A 17,631-nucleotide genomic window follows, 5' to 3' on the forward strand; every position below is an offset into this window, starting at 1 on the left:
ATGAGCATTGCGCCCGATTTCGAGACTTTCGCGAAGGCCTATGATGAGGGCGAGGCAGGTGTCCTGCGCGCCACCCTCGTAGGCGATCTTCTCACCCCCGTCGCAGCCTTCATCAAGCTGCGGCACCATCGGAAGGGCTCCGCCTTTCTGCTGGAATCCGTCGAAGGCGGCGCCACGCGCGGCCGCTTCTCGATGATCGGTCTCGATCCGGATCTCGTGTGGCGATGCCAGGACGGCGTCGCTTCCATCGACCGCAATGCCATCACCCGCGACAAGCAGTTCGTCAAAGACGACCTTCCCGCCCTCGACAGCCTTCGCGCGCTGATCAAGGAAAGCGCCCTTCCGCTCTCCGACGATCTTCCGCCCATGGCGGCGGGCCTGTTCGGCTATCTCGGCTACGACATGGTGCGCCAGATGGAGCGTCTGGCAGAGCCGAACACCGACGTGCTGAAGGTGCCGGACGCCATCCTCATCCGCCCGACGATGATGGTGGTGTTCGATGCGGTGAAGGATGAGATTTCGCTCATCACGCCCGTGCGCCCGCAACCGGGCGTGTCGGCGAAGGCCGCTTACGAGGTGGCTCTTTCGCGCATTGACGAGGTCACGCAGGCGCTCGAATTGCCGCTGCCTATCGAGGATCGCAGCGACCCAACCGCCATTCATTTCGATTCGCCGGTGTCGAACACCACGCCGGGCGAGTTCGAGGCCATGGTGGCGAAGGCGAAGGAATACATCCGCGCCGGCGACATTTTCCAGGTGGTGCTGTCGCAACGTTTCGAGTCGGCTTTCCCCCTGCCCGCCTTCGCGCTCTACCGCTCCCTGCGGCGTGTGAACCCGGCTCCGTTCCTCTGCTATCTCGATTTCGAGGATTTCCAGATCGTCTGCTCCTCGCCGGAAATTCTGGTGCGGATGCGCGACGGCAAGGTCACGATCCGCCCCATCGCCGGCACACGCCCACGCGGCAAGACGGCAGCAGAGGATCGCGCCCATGCGGAAAGCCTGCTCGCCGACCAGAAGGAACGCGCCGAGCACCTGATGCTGCTCGATCTCGGCCGCAACGATGTGGGCCGCGTGGCGGAAATGGGGTCCGTGCAGGTCACGGATTCCTTCTTCCTCGAATATTACAGCCAGGTGATGCACATCGTCTCGAACGTGGAAGGCAGGCTAGACCCCACCTTCGACGCGCTCGACGCGCTGGTCGCAGGCTTCCCGGCAGGCACAGTTTCCGGTGCGCCGAAGGTTCGCGCCATGCAGATCATCGACGAGCTGGAGAAAGATAAGCGCGGGCCTTACGCCGGTTGCGTCGGTTATTTCGGCGCGAACGGCGAGATGGATACCTGCATCGTGCTGCGTACCGCTCTGGTGAAGGATGGGCGCATGGCCGTTCAGGCGGGCGCTGGCATCGTCTACGATTCACACCCGGCCTCAGAGCAGCAGGAATGCATCAACAAGTCCAAGGCCCTGTTCAAGGCCGCCGAAGAGGCCGTGCGCTTCGCAAGCCAAGCGAGGATCGGGCAATGAACTTGACCACCCTCTCTCATTACGCGAACGTCGGTGCGCTATGACCCGCGTTCTCGTGATCGACAATTACGACAGCTTCACCTGGAATCTGGTGCACCTGCTCGGCCCTCTCGCAACCTCGGTGGAGGTTGTGCGCAACGATGCCATAACCACGGACGAGGTCTTGGCCTCGCTGCCGGATGCCATCGTGCTCTCACCTGGCCCCTGCACCCCCAATGAAGCAGGCATCTGCCTCGATCTCGTGAAGCGCGCCTCGCCCACGATCCCGACCTTCGGCGTGTGCCTCGGCCTCCAGGCCATCGGGCAGGTTTTCGGCGGCACGGTTTCCCGCGCGCCGTTGCCCATGCACGGCAAGGTGTCCGAGGTGGAGCATTCCGGGCAAACGGTGTTTCGCGGCATCAACGGCTCGTTCAAGGCGACTCGCTATCATTCCCTGATCGTAGACCGGGAAACCTGCCCGGCAGATCTCACCGTCACGGCGGAAACCGCTGACGGTCTCGTCATGGGTTTGTCGCACCGTTCGCTTCCCATTCATGGCGTGCAGTTCCACCCCGAAAGCATCCTCTCGGAGCATGGGGTGACGATCATGCGCAATTTCTTCGATCTGGCGGCGGCCTGGAATGCCAAGCGCCGCCCGAGCGCTGCTTAACTCCCAAGGCACTAAAGCAATGGAATCCTTCAAGTCCTATCTCGCCAAAGTCGCTACCGGCGCATCGCTGACCCGGGACGAGGCGCGATGGGCATTTGACGACCTGCTCTCCGGCGAAGTGACGCCCGCCCAGGGCGGCGCGTTCCTCATGGCGCTGCGTGTTCGCGGCGAGGCGCTTGACGAGATCGTCGGCGCGGTTTCCGCCATGCGCGGTCGCATGCTTCCCGTTAAGGCGCCCGAGAATGCCATCGACATCGTTGGAACAGGCGGCGACCATTCCGGTAGCTACAACATCTCGACGCTGGCCTCGATCATCGTCGCGTCCTGCGGCGTGCCGGTGGCCAAGCATGGCAACCGCGCGGCCTCCTCGAAATCCGGCACGGCGGACGTGCTTGCTGCCCTTGGCGTGAAGCTCGGCCTCGACCCGAAGGGGTTGGAGCGCTGCGTGAAGGAAGCAGGCGTCTGCTTCATGTTCGCCCAGACCCACCACGCCGCTATGCGCCATGTGGCGCCGGTACGCGTGGAGCTTGGCACCCGCACGATCTTCAATTTGCTCGGCCCTCTCTCCAATCCGGCGGGCGTCAAGAACCAGCTTTTGGGAGTTTTCTCAGAAGCTTGGCTTGATCCTTTGACACAGGTCATGAAGGAGCTGGGCTCCCGCAAGGTGTGGACCGTGCACGGCTCCGATGGCCTCGACGAGATGACCACGACCGGCCCGACTTTCGTGTCCGCTCTCGAGAACGGCGCGATCCGCCGCTTCACAGTGACGCCAGACGAAGTGGGCCTGCCGGTCGCCAAGCTCGACGATCTGAAGGGCGGCGATCCGGAGCACAATGCGAAGGCGCTTCGCGTTGTGCTCGACGGCACCCGCAATGCCTATCGCGATGTGGCGCTTCTGAATGCAGCCGCCTCCCTTGTGATCGCGGATGCTGCGGCAAACCTTCGTGACGGCCTGGAGCGCGCCTCGCAGGCCCTCGACAGTGGCGCAGCGAAGGGTACGCTGGAGCGTCTCGTCAAAGTCTCGAACGCGTGAGGCTGGCATGAGCGACGTGCTGAGCAAGATTGAAGCCTACAAGCGCCAGGAAATCGCGGCGGCGAAAGTGGCCGTCCCGCTCGAAGAGATGAAGCGCCGCGCACTCGCCATGCCGCCGACACGCGGCTTCGCGAAGGCTATCGAGCGCCACCTATCCGAAGGCCGTCCCTCGCTGATCGCCGAGGTGAAGAAGGCAAGCCCCTCGAAAGGCCTCATACGCGCCGATTTCGACCCGCCGAGTCTCGCTAAGGCTTATGCGGATGGCGGCGCGTCATGCTTATCCGTTCTCACCGACGAGCCTTCGTTCCAGGGCAAGCCCGAGTACCTGAATCAGGCGCGCGAGGCCTCCGGACTTCCGGCGCTCCGCAAGGATTTCATGTTCGAGCCGTACCAGGTCTATGAGGCGCGCGCATGGGGTGCCGATTGCATCCTCGTGATCATGGCGAGCGTATCGGACGATGAAGCGCGCGCGCTGATCGACACCGCGCACGAACTCGGCATGGACGTGCTGGTCGAGGTCCATGACCGCGCGGAGCTGGAACGTGCGATCCCGCTCGGCACCAAGCTCGTGGGCATCAACAACCGCAATCTTCGGACCTTCGAGGTATCGCTTACCGTGAGCGAGGAGCTTGCTCCGTTGATCCCGTCCGACCGCATCATCGTCGGCGAGAGCGGAATCTTCACGCTCGACGACATCGAGCGCCTACAGAAGGTGAACATCAACACCTTCCTCGTGGGCGAGAGCCTGATGCGTCAGGCCGATGTAACGGCGGCCACCAAGCGCCTTCTCTTCGGCGAAGCGGCATGACTAAGCTCACGCATCTCGACGTGAGCGGCGAGGCCAACATGGTCGACGTCTCTGAAAAGGACATGACCAGCCGCACCGCGATTGCCGAGGGATGCGTAGTGATGCAACCGGAAACGCTCGCTCTGATCCGTCAGGGCGATGCGAAGAAGGGCGATGTGCTCGGCACCGCGCGCCTTGCGGGCATCATGGCCTCCAAGCGCACACACGAGCTGATCCCGCTCTGCCATCCCCTGCTCATTTCCAAGGTGAAGGTAGATTGCACGCTCGATGACACGCTCCCTGGCGTACGCGTGACCGCAGAGGTGAAGGTGTCGGGCCAGACCGGTGTCGAGATGGAAGCGCTCACTGCCGTTTCCGTCGCGTGCCTGACGATCTACGACATGGTCAAAGCCGCCGACAAAGGCATGCGGATCGAGAGCGTGCGGCTTCGCATGAAGAGCGGCGGGCGCTCTGGAATATACGAGGCGCCATGAGCTTGATTCCGGTCGAAGATGCGCTGTCCCGTGTGCTGGCAAGCGTCGATAAGCCGGTTTCCATCGAGCATGTGCAGTTGAGCCAGTGCGCAGGTCGCGCTCTGGCCGAGGACGTGAGTGCCCTTCGTGATCAACCGCCCTTTCCGGCTTCCGCCATGGACGGTTACGCCGTCCGCAGCATCGATGCGGATCATGTGCCCGCAACGTTGCAGGTGATCGGCACGAGTGCGGCGGGCCAGCGCTTTCCCGGTAATGTCGGACCGCAGCAAGCGGTTCGCATCTTCACCGGTGCGCCTTTGCCGGATGGCGCCGACACGATCATCATTCAGGAAGACACGGAGCGATCCGGCGACCACGTAACCGTCAAGGAGCGCCCGCGCCACGGCCAGCACATCCGTAAAGCCGGACTCGATTTTGCGGCGGGCGATGTGTTGCTGCAGGCGGGTCTCTGCCTCGATGCCCGCCATATCGGCCTTGCCGCCGCCATGGGCCACGGCACGCTGCCCGTACGCTGCAAGCCGCGTGTCGCCATCCTCGCGACAGGCAACGAGCTGGTTCGTGCGGGCGAACCGGTCGGCCCCGATCAGATCACTGCATCGAGCCTTCCCGCCACCGCGCTGATGGTGGAAAAGGCCGGAGGCGAAGCCATCGATCTCGGGATCGCGCGCGACACGCTCGAATCCTTAGGCGAGCGTATCCAGGCCGCGCGCGACGCGAAGGCCGACATTCTTGTCACCCTCGGCGGTGCATCCGTTGGCGAGCACGACCTCGTGCAGCAGGCCCTGCAGCGCCAGGGCATGGAACTCGGCTTCTGGCGCGTGGCGCTTCGCCCCGGCAAGCCGCTCATGCATGGAAAGCTCGGAGACATGACGCTGCTGGGCCTGCCTGGCAATCCAGTCTCGTCCCTCGTCTGCGCCGTCCTCTTCCTCGTCCCCACCATCCGCGCTCTCCTCGGTGATGCACGGCCCGATGCCGACCCGACAGAAGCCGCGATCCTCGGCGCAGACCTACCCGCCAACGGTCCTAGGCAAGATTACATGCGCGCCTCGCTGGCCTGCGAGGATTTCGAAGTCGCACTCACCCAGCGCACCGAGCGCATGCCCCTCCCGGTCGCCACGCCGCACCTGATGCAGGATTCGTCGATGCTCAGCATCCTTGAGCGCTCCGAGGCGCTGCTGGTGCGCCCACCGCACGCGCCCGCCGCCCAGGCCGGAGAGCCTTGCCGGATCATCCGACTCGGGCGATTTTGCTGAATATTCCACTTCAGCTTGAGCATGGACTTGCGGAACACAGCAGGAACGGCTAACTTGTTCTTGCTTTGTTTTTCCAGAATCGCTCCTCTCGGGAGCAGTAAGGGTCTGTCATGCTCACGCGCAAGCAGCACGAATTGCTCCGCTTCATCCATGAGCGGCTGCGTGAAACCGGGGTTCCGCCGTCCTTCGACGAAATGAAGGATGCGCTCGACCTCAAGTCGAAATCCGGCATTCACCGTCTCATCACGGCGCTGGAGGAGCGCGGCTTCATCCGCCGCCTGCCGAACCGCGCCCGCGCTCTCGAAGTGATCCGCCTGCCCGAATCCGTCGGCGCGGCTGCCGGCCAGCGCCGGTTCACGCCGAGTGTGGTCGAAGGCGGCCTCACCGAGAAGAAGCCTGCTCCGCGGCCTGTGGCGGAGGAGCGTTATCGCGACAGCGCCTCGATCCCGGTCATGGGCCGGATCGCCGCCGGTACGCCGATCTCCGCGATCCAGAACCCCAGCCATTCCATCACCCTCTCGGGCGATTTCCTTGCTCAGGGCGATCACTTCGCTCTGGAGGTGCGTGGTGACTCGATGGTGGAAGCCGGCATTCTCGATGGCGACCTCGTGGTGATCCGCCGTCAGGATTCGGCCAATACCGGCGACATCATCGTGGCGCTCATCGACGACGAGGAAGCGACCCTCAAGCGCTTCCGCCGCCGTGGTTCTTCAATCGCGCTTGAAGCCGCCAACCAAGCCTACGAGACCCGCGTGCTCGGCCCCGACCGGGTGAAGATCCAGGGCAAGCTCGTCAGTCTGGTTCGCCGCTACTGATCTCGTCTTCCGGGATATCCTGCTCAGGAACGGGCCGTGCTCTGCGCGGCCTGTCCTGGGTGGAAGTCGGCGATGCTTTCGCTGTGACAGTCCAGGAGCGTGTCTCCTGACCTTTCCTTACGGATTGAATGTCCAGGCCACCCTGCCCGAGACGAATAGCGGTCGCGCCGCGCTCCGCAAGTGCCTTGCGATCCAACACCACGGTCGCACCGCAATTTTCAGGCGCATCGAGCCGCGTGATGACAATGGCAGCGCGTCGGCAATCCTCCTCGAAAGCCGAGAACTCCTGAACAAAGGCGACGATGCGCTGCCCGCTTGTCTCGACAGTGCAGCCCAGCCTGTCGCATCGTGCCGACTGCTTGAGCGAGGCATCGTCCGCATTGCGCGCATCGCCATCGGCTCGCAGCCATTGCTCCGCGACGAAGCCGGAGGGCCTGCCGACCAGGGAGAGCTCTCCGTGTCCGTTGCGGATCGCCGCCCCCGCCACCTCTCGATCTACATAGATGTCGTAACGATGCGGTGTGGCAGCAAAGGCCAGCCCGGCACCGGCGGGAACAAGCGCAAACCATCTGAGATGCGAGGCCGGGATCGTCAACACGAGCAGGCCTAGGCTCAGGAACGCCAAAGCACCGATGCTGAGTGCGGGCACGACAACGGTCGAACCGCTGAAGCCGCCGACCCAAGCGGAAACATCAAGCACCTTTTCGACGGCAAGCCCCATCAACATCCAGACCGGCGCATCGAGACCGAACGGGTAAGCGAGCACACCGAGAACGGCGGCGGGCATCACTACCAGCGACACGAGCGGCAAGGCGAGTGCGTTGCCGATGAGGCCGTAAGGGTTGAGGCTCTGGAAGTGATAGGCCGCGAAGGGAGCAGTTGCGAGACTAGCCACGAGTGTGGTCGTGATGAGGCCGAAGGCGGAACGGCCGGCCCACGAGAATGCTTTTTCGATCAGGGTTGAAGGCGCACCTTCGTCTCTGCGCCATTGCATGAGCGGCACAAGCGCCATCATCGCGGCGACTGCCCCGAACGACATTTGAAAGCTCGGGCCGAGTAAGGCTTCAGGCTCACGCGCGAGCACGATGATGGCAGCAATGGAGAGGTTCCGCATGCTCAGCGCCGGACGATCCGCGAGCACGGCTCCGAACATGACAAGCGTCATGATGAGCGATCGCTCAGTGGCCACATCGGAGCCTGAGAAAATGCAGTAGGCCGTTGCGCCGATCATGGCGGCGACAGCGGCGATTTTCTTCACGGGCCAAAGCAGCACAAGACTTGGGCTCAAAGCGAGCAACGCACGCACGAGCCAGAAGAAAGTACCCGCCGCGAGCACCATGTGCAGGCCCGATATCGAGACGATGTGATAGATGCCCGCCGAGCGCAGGACATCGTTGGTGGGCTCAGCGATGAGTCCGCGCTTGCCTGTAACGAGCGCAGCACCGACACCGCCCGCAGCGCCGCCGATGGCGGAAGCGATGCGTTGCGTCAGCGTATTGCGCGCTTCGTCCACATGCGCGGCAAGCCACAAGGACCAATCGGGCGACGTTGGCGGCGCGCTCTGGCGCACCGTGCCCGTGAACGAGCCAACCGCGCCGATCCCCTTGTAATAGGCATCGCGGGCGAAATCATATCCCCCCGGCCAGGCGGGTTGCGGAGGCGGCAGCAGGCGCGCGGTGCCGCTGATGAAATGGCCGGCCGAGAGGTTGTCTCCCTTCCGGATGGAGACGCGCACGCGCTCCGGACGTTCGATGTCGGTGGTGCCTTGCAGAGAGATGACGCGCAGCAGAATGCGCTTGCCCTCCTCCCGGTCCTCCACCGCCTCGATGAAACCCGACAACGGCGCGATCACGATGCGCGTCAGAACCGGCGCGTCGACGCTGCGTGTGCGGATCACACCTGCCGAAAATCCGGCAAATAGCGCACCAAGGCCGACACAGATGCAAAGAGCGAAGAGATTGTGGCGTAGCCGCACAGCGGCGGCTGTGAATAGCATCAACGCCGCGAGAGGCGCCCATAGCGCCGGACTCTCGGCCTGGAAGAAAAGCACGATACCGAGGCCGAAGCACACGGCGATCCAGGGAAAAACCCGCCTCTGCTCGATCTCCTGCGTGAGGCTTTGTTCCAACCGCCCACGCCAGTCGAGAGCACCCCAGTCGAGCGCCAGACCGGACGGGCGAGGCAACGCCATGGCCCGCGCGAGGCTGCGCGGGATCCGGCTCGTCTCTCCTTTGTTGTCTAGGGTCATGGCTTTGGCTTAACGCGGGGTCGGTTGCATGCTAGACGAGCCCACGCTCCGGCCCAAACCACCCTGTGGATGAGCCGGGAGAACGCGCCACAAGGCCGCGTTAATATTCAAGAATTCCAACCAAGGTTCCTTGCGATGACCGTCGTCACCCGCTTCGCTCCCTCGCCCACCGGCTTCCTGCATATCGGCGGGGGACGCACGGCCCTGTTCAACTGGCTCTATGCCAAGCGGCATGGGGGCAAGATGCTGCTGCGCATCGAGGACACCGACCGGGAACGCTCCACGGATGCCGCCATCGAGGCCATCATCGACGGCCTGAAATGGCTTGGCCTCGAATGGGACGGCGACGTGGTCTATCAGTTCGCCCGCGCTGCCCGCCATCGGGAGGTCGCCGAGACGCTGCTGGCCCAGGGCCGTGCCTATTACTGCTATGCATCCCAGCAGGAGCTGGAGGAAATGCGCGAGCTTGCTCGCAAGGAGGGCCGCCCCTCCCGCTATGACGGCCGCTGGCGCGACCGCGACCCGTCCGAGGCCCCGAAGGACATGAAACCCGTGATCCGCCTGAAAGCCCCCACCGAGGGCGAAACGGTGGTGGAGGACGAGGTGCAGGGCCGCGTGGTGTGGCAGAACAAGGATCTCGACGATCTCGTGTTGCTGCGCTCGGATGGAACGCCCACCTACATGCTCGCCGTGGTAGTGGACGATCACGACATGGGCGTGACCCACGTGATCCGTGGCGACGACCACCTGACCAATGCTGCCCGCCAGACGCAGATCTATCAGGCCATGGGCTGGGATGTGCCGAGCATGTCGCACATTCCGCTCATCCATGGTCCGGATGGAGCCAAGCTCTCGAAGCGCCACGGCGCGCTCGGCGTCGAGGCCTATCGCGCTCTTGGTTATCTGCCCGAAGCGCTTCGCAATTATCTCGTGCGCCTCGGGTGGAGCCATGGCGATCAGGAGATTTTCTCGACGCAGGAGATGATCGACGCGTTCGATCTCAAGAATATTGGCCGCTCGCCGGCGCGCTTCGACTTCGCCAAGCTCGAAAACCTCAATGGCCACTACATGCGCCAGTCAGCAGACGAGGATCTTGTGAAGGCCATCGAGGAGATTTTGCCGGAGATCGGTGCAGAGCGCGGACTTGGCCCGACCTTCAGCCCTGAACTGCGGGAAAAGCTCACTGCCGCCATGCCCGGACTGAAGGAGCGCGCCAAGAATCTCGTGGAGCTGCTCGACAGCGCCTATTACCTCTACGCCCAGCGCCCGCTGAAGCTGGAGGAAAAAGCGGCAGGCCTCATTACCGATGGCCGCCCGCGCCTTGATGGCATCGTGGAGAAGCTACGGGGGCTGAACGACTGGAACGCCCAGAGCGTGGAAGCCGTGGTGCGCGAGCATGCGGAGGCCCTTGGAGCCAAGCTCGGACAGGTCGCGCAGCCCCTGCGTGCCGCTCTCACTGGCCGGGCGACCTCCCCCGGGCTCTTCGACGTGATGGCGGTTTTGGGCAGAGACGAAACCCTGTTGCGGCTTCAAGATCAATTGAAGGATGCGCCTGCTGCATAGCAGGCGCACCTCGCCTTTAGACGTGCTTGCGGGGGTCCAACGGATAAGCTACCGAAGGCCCCACATTCTCCTTCCGACCGGCTGACCTCGGTCCGGCAGCTTAGCCCGGAGGCCCTCCTCCGAGCGCTCGGCTGCTCTAGGTTATGCCCGGCCTCCTGCTGAAAGGGCGAAGACCCATGAGTTCCAACTCCACACTCTCAGTCGACAACAAGGCCGTGGACCTGGCGGTGAAAGAGGGCACTATCGGCCCGAGCGTCATCGACATCTCGAAGCTGTATGGCCAGACCGGGATGTTCACCTACGACCCCGGCTTCACCTCGACCGCATCCTGCGAGTCGAAGATCACCTACATCGACGGTGACAAGGGCGTCCTGCTCTATCGCGGCTACCCCATCGACCAGCTTGCAGAGCATGGCGACTTCCTCGAGACCTGCTACCTGCTGCTCTACGGAGAGCTGCCGACAGCCGCTCAGAAGGCCGATTTCGACTACCGCGTCACGCGTCACACCATGGTGCATGACCAGATGAACCGGTTCTTCACCGGCTTCCGCCGCGACGCGCACCCGATGGCGATCATGGTCGCCTGCGTCGGCGCGCTCTCGGCCTTCTATCACGACTCCACCGACATCTCCGATCCGCACCAGCGCATGGTCGCTTCCATGCGCATGATCGCGAAGATGCCGACGCTCGCCGCCATGGCCTACAAGTACCATGTGGGCCAGCCCTTCGTGTATCCGCAGAACGATCTGGACTACACCTCGAATTTCCTGCGCATGTGCTTCGCCGTTCCGGCTGAAGAGTACAAGGTGAACCCGGTTCTCTCGCGCGCTCTCGACCGTATCTTCATCCTGCATGCCGATCACGAGCAGAACGCCTCGACCTCGACCGTGCGTCTCGCCGGTTCCTCGGGCGCTAATCCCTTCGCCTGCATCGCGGCCGGCATCGCCTGCCTCTGGGGCCCCGCTCACGGCGGCGCCAATGAAGCCGCCCTCAAGATGCTGGAAGAGATCGGCACGCCCGACAAGATCCCGATGTACATCGCCAAGGCGAAGGACAAGAACGATCCGTTCCGCCTGATGGGCTTCGGCCATCGGGTCTACAAGAACTACGACCCCCGCGCGCGCATCATGCAAAAGACAACGCATGAAGTGCTCAGCGAACTCGGCATCAAGGACGATCCGCTCCTCGACGTCGCCATGGAGCTGGAGCAGATTGCGCTGAAGGACGATTACTTCGTCGAGAAGAAGCTCTACCCGAACATCGACTTCTATTCGGGCATCACGCTGAAGGCGATGGGCTTCCCCACCTCCATGTTCACGGTGCTCTTCGCGCTGGCCCGCACGGTCGGCTGGATCGCCCAGTGGAGCGAGATGATCGAAGATCCGTCCCAGCGCATCGGCCGTCCGCGCCAGCTCTACACGGGCTCGCCAGAGCGCGACTACGTGACGGTTGCCCAGCGCGGATAAGACTATCCAATAACGGATACGAGAAAGGGGCCGGAAGGCCCCTTTTTCTTTGTGCGCAATCGTCGCTTATTCCGGATAACCGACGCTCAGCCTCTGCACTCGGGGCTTCACGGCCCGCATGCCCTTTGAGGATGAACTGAAGACGGTATCGCCACCAACCCGGTTCAGAGCCGCTTCGCTTGTATTCTCATCCGGCGCGAACACCACCCGTAAGGTGCAGCCGCCAAGTGCCTCTGCGAGCCTGCCCTTCTTCCAGTCGACCGCCGTCCCGCCATAATCCCAGCTGAAGCCATAGAGCGAGAACGGCTTACCGTTGATGGCTTCGACTTCACTCAGAGACATGCCGACGCGCACGCCCTGTGTGCCAGTCCAGCCTGTGCCGGCGACCTGGATGAAGGATGGGCGGCTCCGACTTTCCTCGTCCCACCACATCACCTCAACACGGCGCTCATGATCCGCAGGAAAGATCACGCTCGCCTTCATCTCGATACCCTCGGCACCGTAGATAGATTCAAGCGTCACGTTGGACGGGCCGAAAGCCTCCACGAGGCGCTTGTGGCTCGTATCCTTCGCGAATGGGCCTTCGCATTTGAGGCTATCCGCCTGCGCGTCGAATACCGTCATGCACAGAGCAAACACGCTGATCACGCCTCTGCCCCATCCCCACTTCACACCCATCGCCGTCCCCCGATCAGAGAGCAAGAACAGAGAAACACAATAACCGACTCTACGCAGCGAGGTATCGAGCATTGTTTTGAAGCGTCTCCTCAACAATCCACTTGTGAGGCATCTTTCGGGGCCTCTTTTCGTTGTTGAGGGCCTATTCTAAGATCGATGCAACATTCTCTCGATCACTGACGAAAGCCTCGATGGCCACTTCAGATTCTGCCCAGCCCACGGCATCCAGGCCGGGTATGGCCTTTATCCGTATCATTGCAATTCTCTGGGCTCTGTTCTCATTTGCCGTTGGGTTTCTGAACATGTTCCAACTCGGCATGATGGGTTTTCCGGATGGATACCGAAGCCCTTATGCGCGAGATATCGAATGGATTGCCGAGATTCTTATCCTCGCCTGCTATGCCCAAGGCCTTTATTTCCTCGTGATCGGTTTTCGCCCCCGGAACACAACGGGTGCGAAGCTCGGTATGAGCGCTCTCGCTGCGCTTGTTCTTATTATGCTTCCGCTACGGCTTGTCTGGACTTGCCCACAGAGCGCCGCGTGCACTTTTGCTTATGAGGCCGTATTCCGGAAAGCCATGGACCACGGACAGGGCGGCTAGGCTCTAGCCTCTGAACGCAGACCTGCCTTCTTCCAAGACCTCATCGACGATCCGCGCTGCCCGCTCGCTCGGCATTTCGTCACCGATCCGCATCAACTCATCGAGGCGCTGCAAAGCGGCCTCCTGCGCATGGCGCTCCGGCGTGTCGGACAGAAGCGGCATTACCGCCGCCGCCAATGTTTCCGGCGTGCAATCCTCCTGGATGAATTCAGGAATTGCGTTCTCGCCGAGTACGAGATTGGTGAGCACGATGGATTGCGCCTTGATGAGCGGTCGCAGGATCAGCGCTTCGATCCACGACACCTTGTAGGCCACGACCATCGGAATGCCGGAGAGGCCGAGCTCTAGCGTCACTGTGCCGGAAGCGGCAAGCGCCGCATCCGCGCTACGGAAGGCCTGCCACTTGGCGGCCTCGCCTTCTACGATACGCGGCTTCACGCTCCAGGAGGCGGTGCCTTCACGGATTGCGTGTACGAGATGCGGCACAGCCGGAATCGTGACCTCGAAGGTACGAGCCGAGCGCTGTTGCAGCAGCTTCAGCGCCTCGCCGAAGGTATCGAGCAGGCGGCTGACCTCGGAGCGGCGGCTTCCGGGCAGGACGAGGAGATTTACGGGCCCGTCCTTGCTGGAATCGCGCTCGCCTTCAACCGGCCTGAACTCCTTCACGCGCTCGATCAGCGGATGGCCCACATAAGTCGTGGGCGGACCGCCGAGGCGCTTATGTGCATCGGGCTCGAAAGGCAGCAACGCCAGCAGATGATCGACATAGGCGCGCATCTTCGCGGCCCGGCCCGGACGCCAGGCCCAGACGGAGGGGCTCACGTAATCCACCACCGGAATATGCGGCGCGCGCTTGCGTACGGCTTTGGCGACACGATGCGTGAAATCGGGGCTGTCGATAATGATGAGAATGTCCGGATTGGCAGCCACCACCGCATCGGCTGTCAGCCTGATCCGGTTGAGCACCGTCGGGAGCCGCGCGATGACGGCGACGATGCCCATGACGGCGATGTCCTCGAGCGGAAACAGGCTCTTCTGCCCTTCCGCCTCCATGGCATGTCCGCCGACGCCGCCGAAGCGCAGACGCTCGGCTCCAAGTCGTGCTTTCAGCGCGCGCATGAGCTTCGCGCCGAGCTGATCGCCCGATTCCTCACCTGACACGATCCAGATGTTCAACGGCTTCGTGTCAGTCACGGTAAGCCTCCATCCACGGCAGATCGACGGCAACGAGGAAGAGGCCGAGGCGGTCGGCGGTGCGAAGGGTTTCCTCCTGCTCCAGCACGAAGGTAGAGCCCGCGCCGATGGCAATGCCGGAGAGGCCCGCTTTCGCAGCCTCGGTGACGGTGCGCGGACCGATGGTCGGCATGTCGACGCGGAGATCCTGACCGCGTTTGGCGGCCTTGATCAGTACCCCGCCCTCCTTGCGGCGGCGAAGGCCGAACCAGGATTGGCGAAAACCGGCCACTCGCACCAGCATGCGGTCGGTGCCCTCAGGCCCCTCGATAGCGAGCACATGATTGCGAGCGATCACGGCGCCCTGTCCGATGTCGAAAGAAGACAGCGATGCGAGAAGATCGAGCCCCACCGTAATGGCCTGCCGGTCATCCTCGTTGGGCGTCAACGAACCGCTCAAGGTGCGCGCAGCAACAAGATCGGGAGCAAGCTCGTGCGCACCGATCACGCGATGCCCGCGCTCCTCGATGAGCATGACGGCGCCCCGCAGAACCTGATCGTCGCCGCGGGTGATGACCTCCTTCACCTCCTGCATGTTGCGCAGGGCCGAATAGGCCCCGAGCAAGGCCGAGAAGCCGGGGCGGCGCACGGCGCCGACGAGGGAGACCGCGCTTGGCTTCCATGCATCCAGGGTGCTGAGAATGGTCTTGAGGTCGAGCAGGTCCACATTCGCGTGGGCCTTCTTGCGCAACTCAGGAGCAGCGAAGCCACGGAAGGCGAGAACGCGATACTCCTGGCCAGTTTTTTCGAGATGCTCGACAACCTGAATCGGAAGCCGTCCGCTTCCGGCGACAATCGCAATCGGGCCGCTTGAATCACGAGCCGGCCCATGGGAGCCGGCTCCTGTTGTTGTTTCGTGCTTAGATTTCATTCGGCCTCAGCCGGCGTTGCTGACCGGGTCCCGGGGCGTGCAGATCGAGCGATCCTTGCCTTCGCGGATGAAGTCCAGAATCTCGTGCACGAAGGGATGATCGTCGAACTCGCCCGCCACGTCCTCGACCCGCTCGGCAAGCGTGCCCTCATCTGCGAACAGCAGACGATAGGCGCGGCGGATGTCGTGAATCTGCTCGCGGGTAAAGTTGCGGCGGCGCATGCCGATGATGTTGAGACCGGCGAGATGCGCACGGTTGCCCATGGCCATGCCATAAGGAATGAGATCGTTCTCAAGCCCCGACAATCCGCCGACGAAGGCATGTGAGCCGACGCGTGCAAACTGGATGACGGCGGAGCCGCCGCCGAAAATCACGAAATTGCCGACCGTCACATGGCCCGCCAGCATCACGTTATTCGACAGGATGCAGTCGTTCCCGACCTTCGTGTCGTGGCCCACATGCGAGCCTGCGAGGAAGGTGCAGCGGTCCCCGATCACGGTGCGCAGGCCGCCGCCTTCAGTGCCCGGGTTCATGGTCACGCCTTCACGGATCATGCAATCGGAACCGATGTCCAGCGTCGAGGGCTCACCGCGATACTTCAGGTCCTGCGGGATGTGGCCGAGGGACGCGAAGGGGAAGATGCGCGTGCGCGCGCCGATCTTCGTCTTGCCGGCGAGTGCTACGTGGCTCATGAGCTGGCAGCCGTCGCCGAGTTCGACCTCCGGCCCGATGGTGCAGAACGGGCCAATCTTCACACCCGCGCCGATTTTGGCGCCATCCTCGATGACAGCGGAGGGATGGATCACGCTTTCCATCAGTCGGTCACCAGCATGGCGCTGACTTCAGCCTCGCAGACGAGCACGCCGTCGACCTTAGCCTCGCCCTTGTACCACCACATGTTGCGGCGGTTGTTGAGCTTCTTCATATGAAACTCGACCCGGTCGCCGGGCTCGACCGGCTTGCGGAACTTCACCTTATCAATCGTCATAAAGAAAACCTGCTTGGGCTTCTCCTGCTGAGCGATCTTGGACTTCACGCAGATCGCGCCCGCGGTCTGAGCCATGGCCTCGATGAGGAACACGCCCGGGAAAATCGGACGCGACGGGAAATGGCCCGTGAATTGTGGCTCATTGAAGGTGACATTCTTGATGCCGATGCACGAATTGTCGCCGTCGATCTCAATGATCTTGTCGATCAGCAGGAAAGGATAGCGGTGCGGCAACAGCTCGAGGATCTCGAGGATATCGGCGGTTTGAAGCGTAGCGGGCGCTTCGGACATGACAGAATACTCCGGATAGGCCTGGCGTTATCTTTGCTTTTAGGAAGATGCGCCGTCGTCTTTGTCGGAATCGCCCTTGGATGCAAGCTTTTTCAGGGCGGTGATTTCGCGGAACCATTCGCGCATCGGCTTGGCAGGAGCTCCGCCCCAGCGCGCGCCGGCGGGAACATCGCCATTCACGCCGCTGGTGGCGGCGATCTGCGCGCCCATGCCGATCCGCACATGACCTCTGACGGCAACCTGGCCGCCGAGAGCGACGTAATCTTCGAGCGTCGTCGAGCCGGCAATGCCAACCTGGGCGACGATCACGCAATGGCGGCCGATGACCACGTTATGGCCAATCTGGACCAGGTTATCGATCTTGGTGCCCTCGCCGATCACCGTGTCGCGGCTCGCGCCCCGGTCCACGGTGGTGTTGGCGCCGATCTCCACATCGTCCTGGATAATGACGCGGCCGATCTGCGGCACCTTGAGATGGCCTTGCGGCCCCATGGCGAAGCCGAAGCCATCCTGCCCGATCCGCACGCCCGGATGCAGGATGACCCGGTTGCCGATGAAGGCGTTGGACACGCTCACGTGCGGCGAGAGCGAGCAATCACGGCCGATCTTCACATGCGGACCGATGACCGTGTGAGCACCGATGACGGTTCCTGCCCCGATCTCCGCGTGAGGCCCAATGACGGCGCCGGGATCCACCGTCACGCCATGTTCGAGGCGCGCGGAAGGATGCACGAAAGAGCCGGGCGAGATGCCCGTGGCGGCAAAAGACGACTCCGGCCGCATGGCGGACGGGAACATATGGCCCATGACCTGCGCGAAGACGCGGTAGGCCAGCGGGGTCACGATGGCGATAGTCTTTGATGGCACCTTCGCCGCGAAGCGAGGCGTGACGAGGCAAACACCGGCCTGGGTCGCTCCCAAGGCGGCGACATAAGCCGGGTTATCCATGTAGGCCAAATCGTTCGGCCCGGCGCTCTCGAGCGGAGCGACGCCTTTAAGCAAAAACTCCCCGTCGGCACCGTCGGGGAGCGTTGTCTGCGCCATCTCCGTGACCTGACGCAGGTTAAGCGTCTGGCGCTGCGGAAAGAAAATTGATTCTGTCATGAAAAAGCGAGGGCGCCCCGAAGGCGCCCTCCCC

At 62.9% G+C, this 17,631-nt stretch carries 17 protein-coding genes; 10 read left to right on the forward strand and 7 right to left on the reverse strand.

What is annotated here, in order from left to right:
• The 7 genes from trpE to lexA all read left to right on the forward strand — a co-directional run bounded on the left by trpE (position 1) and on the right by lexA (position 6,552).
• Positions 1-1,521, forward strand: a complete 1,521-nt coding sequence (gene trpE / locus MHY87_RS13300; protein WP_239352405.1) for an anthranilate synthase component I — start codon at positions 1-3, stop codon at positions 1,519-1,521.
• A 40-nt stretch (positions 1,522-1,561) separates the two neighbouring features.
• A complete protein-coding gene (locus MHY87_RS13305) occupies positions 1,562-2,170 on the forward strand; it encodes an aminodeoxychorismate/anthranilate synthase component II (RefSeq protein WP_239352406.1) in 609 nt (202 codons plus the stop codon).
• A gap of 19 nt (positions 2,171-2,189) precedes the next feature.
• Positions 2,190-3,203, forward strand: a complete 1,014-nt coding sequence (gene trpD / locus MHY87_RS13310) for an anthranilate phosphoribosyltransferase (RefSeq protein WP_239352407.1) — start codon at positions 2,190-2,192, stop codon at positions 3,201-3,203.
• A 7-nt stretch (positions 3,204-3,210) separates the two neighbouring features.
• Complete coding sequence (gene trpC, locus MHY87_RS13315) at positions 3,211-4,011, forward strand: indole-3-glycerol phosphate synthase TrpC (protein ID WP_239352408.1); 801 nt, start codon at positions 3,211-3,213, stop codon at positions 4,009-4,011.
• Complete coding sequence (moaC, locus tag MHY87_RS13320) at positions 4,008-4,484, forward strand: cyclic pyranopterin monophosphate synthase MoaC (protein WP_239352409.1); 477 nt, start codon at positions 4,008-4,010, stop codon at positions 4,482-4,484. Before trpC ends, moaC begins: the two co-directional genes overlap by 4 nt.
• On the forward strand, positions 4,481-5,737 hold the full coding sequence (gene glp, locus MHY87_RS13325; RefSeq protein ID WP_239352410.1) for a gephyrin-like molybdotransferase Glp: 1,257 nt from the start codon (positions 4,481-4,483) through the stop codon (positions 5,735-5,737). The genes moaC and glp overlap by 4 nt, the downstream gene beginning before the upstream one ends.
• A 110-nt stretch (positions 5,738-5,847) precedes the next feature.
• The gene (lexA, locus tag MHY87_RS13330) at positions 5,848-6,552 is read left to right on the forward strand and encodes a transcriptional repressor LexA (protein ID WP_239352411.1); all 705 of its coding nucleotides are present in this window, start codon (positions 5,848-5,850) and stop codon (positions 6,550-6,552) included.
• Here lexA and MHY87_RS13335 read toward each other — a convergent pair.
• A complete protein-coding gene (locus tag MHY87_RS13335) occupies positions 6,530-8,800 on the reverse strand; it encodes a ComEC/Rec2 family competence protein (RefSeq protein WP_239352412.1) in 2,271 nt (756 codons plus the stop codon). The two genes, lexA and MHY87_RS13335, sit on opposite strands and share 23 nt — an antisense overlap.
• A gap of 135 nt (positions 8,801-8,935) precedes the next feature.
• On the opposite strand from MHY87_RS13335, the gene gltX reads away from it, so the two are divergent.
• Together gltX and gltA are read left to right on the forward strand one after the other, a co-directional pair.
• Positions 8,936-10,363, forward strand: coding sequence for a glutamate--tRNA ligase (gene gltX, locus MHY87_RS13340; protein WP_239352413.1), 1,428 nt, complete (start codon positions 8,936-8,938; stop codon positions 10,361-10,363).
• Between the two features lie 176 nt (positions 10,364-10,539).
• Positions 10,540-11,829 (forward strand): citrate synthase, encoded by a 1,290-nt coding sequence (gene gltA, locus MHY87_RS13345; protein WP_239352414.1) that lies wholly within the window; start codon positions 10,540-10,542, stop codon positions 11,827-11,829.
• 66 nt (positions 11,830-11,895) lie between these two features.
• Here the strand turns inward: gltA and MHY87_RS13350 are convergent, their stop codons facing one another.
• Positions 11,896-12,507: a hypothetical protein gene (locus tag MHY87_RS13350; protein ID WP_239352415.1), complete on the reverse strand. Its 612-nt coding sequence runs from the start codon at positions 12,505-12,507 to the stop codon at positions 11,896-11,898.
• A 191-nt stretch (positions 12,508-12,698) separates the two neighbouring features.
• Between MHY87_RS13350 and MHY87_RS13355 the strand changes: the two genes are divergently transcribed.
• Positions 12,699-13,109, forward strand: a complete 411-nt coding sequence (locus MHY87_RS13355) for a hypothetical protein (RefSeq protein ID WP_239352416.1) — start codon at positions 12,699-12,701, stop codon at positions 13,107-13,109.
• Between the two features lie 3 nt (positions 13,110-13,112).
• Here the strand turns inward: MHY87_RS13355 and lpxB are convergent, their stop codons facing one another.
• The 5 genes from lpxB to lpxD are packed head-to-tail and all read right to left on the reverse strand — an operon-like array spanning position 13,113 to position 17,597.
• A complete protein-coding gene (gene lpxB, locus MHY87_RS13360; protein ID WP_239352417.1) occupies positions 13,113-14,303 on the reverse strand; it encodes a lipid-A-disaccharide synthase in 1,191 nt (396 codons plus the stop codon).
• Positions 14,296-15,213, reverse strand: coding sequence for an LpxI family protein (locus tag MHY87_RS13365; protein WP_239352418.1), 918 nt, complete (start codon positions 15,211-15,213; stop codon positions 14,296-14,298). The genes lpxB and MHY87_RS13365 overlap by 8 nt, the downstream gene beginning before the upstream one ends.
• A gap of 6 nt (positions 15,214-15,219) precedes the next feature.
• Positions 15,220-16,029: an acyl-ACP--UDP-N-acetylglucosamine O-acyltransferase gene (gene lpxA, locus MHY87_RS13370; protein WP_239352419.1), complete on the reverse strand. Its 810-nt coding sequence runs from the start codon at positions 16,027-16,029 to the stop codon at positions 15,220-15,222.
• Positions 16,029-16,493 (reverse strand): 3-hydroxyacyl-ACP dehydratase FabZ, encoded by a 465-nt coding sequence (gene fabZ, locus MHY87_RS13375; RefSeq protein ID WP_091134855.1) that lies wholly within the window; start codon positions 16,491-16,493, stop codon positions 16,029-16,031. The genes lpxA and fabZ overlap by 1 nt, the downstream gene beginning before the upstream one ends.
• Positions 16,494-16,532: 39 nt before the next feature.
• Positions 16,533-17,597, reverse strand: a complete 1,065-nt coding sequence (lpxD, locus tag MHY87_RS13380; RefSeq protein ID WP_239352420.1) for a UDP-3-O-(3-hydroxymyristoyl)glucosamine N-acyltransferase — start codon at positions 17,595-17,597, stop codon at positions 16,533-16,535.
• Positions 17,598-17,631 lie beyond the last annotated feature (34 nt).

Origin of the sequence: Microvirga sp. ACRRW (genome assembly GCF_022346925.1) — a bacterium.
In the GTDB taxonomy this organism is placed as follows: Bacteria; Pseudomonadota; Alphaproteobacteria; order Rhizobiales; family Beijerinckiaceae; genus Microvirga.

Coding starts and splice junctions, on each gene's coding strand:
- trpE (WP_239352405.1), top strand. CDS start 1: ATGAGCATTGCGCCCGATTTCGAGACTTTCGCGAAGGCCTATGATGAG.
- MHY87_RS13305 (WP_239352406.1), top strand. CDS start 1,562: ATGACCCGCGTTCTCGTGATCGACAATTACGACAGCTTCACCTGGAAT.
- trpD (WP_239352407.1), top strand. CDS start 2,190: ATGGAATCCTTCAAGTCCTATCTCGCCAAAGTCGCTACCGGCGCATCG.
- trpC (WP_239352408.1), top strand. CDS start 3,211: ATGAGCGACGTGCTGAGCAAGATTGAAGCCTACAAGCGCCAGGAAATC.
- moaC (WP_239352409.1), top strand. CDS start 4,008: ATGACTAAGCTCACGCATCTCGACGTGAGCGGCGAGGCCAACATGGTC.
- glp (WP_239352410.1), top strand. CDS start 4,481: ATGAGCTTGATTCCGGTCGAAGATGCGCTGTCCCGTGTGCTGGCAAGC.
- lexA (WP_239352411.1), top strand. CDS start 5,848: ATGCTCACGCGCAAGCAGCACGAATTGCTCCGCTTCATCCATGAGCGG.
- MHY87_RS13335 (WP_239352412.1), bottom strand. CDS start 8,800: ATGACCCTAGACAACAAAGGAGAGACGAGCCGGATCCCGCGCAGCCTC.
- gltX (WP_239352413.1), top strand. CDS start 8,936: ATGACCGTCGTCACCCGCTTCGCTCCCTCGCCCACCGGCTTCCTGCAT.
- gltA (WP_239352414.1), top strand. CDS start 10,540: ATGAGTTCCAACTCCACACTCTCAGTCGACAACAAGGCCGTGGACCTG.
- MHY87_RS13350 (WP_239352415.1), bottom strand. CDS start 12,507: ATGGGTGTGAAGTGGGGATGGGGCAGAGGCGTGATCAGCGTGTTTGCT.
- MHY87_RS13355 (WP_239352416.1), top strand. CDS start 12,699: ATGGCCACTTCAGATTCTGCCCAGCCCACGGCATCCAGGCCGGGTATG.
- MHY87_RS13365 (WP_239352418.1), bottom strand. CDS start 15,213: ATGAAATCTAAGCACGAAACAACAACAGGAGCCGGCTCCCATGGGCCG.
- lpxA (WP_239352419.1), bottom strand. CDS start 16,029: ATGGAAAGCGTGATCCATCCCTCCGCTGTCATCGAGGATGGCGCCAAA.
- fabZ (WP_091134855.1), bottom strand. CDS start 16,493: ATGTCCGAAGCGCCCGCTACGCTTCAAACCGCCGATATCCTCGAGATC.
- lpxD (WP_239352420.1), bottom strand. CDS start 17,597: ATGACAGAATCAATTTTCTTTCCGCAGCGCCAGACGCTTAACCTGCGT.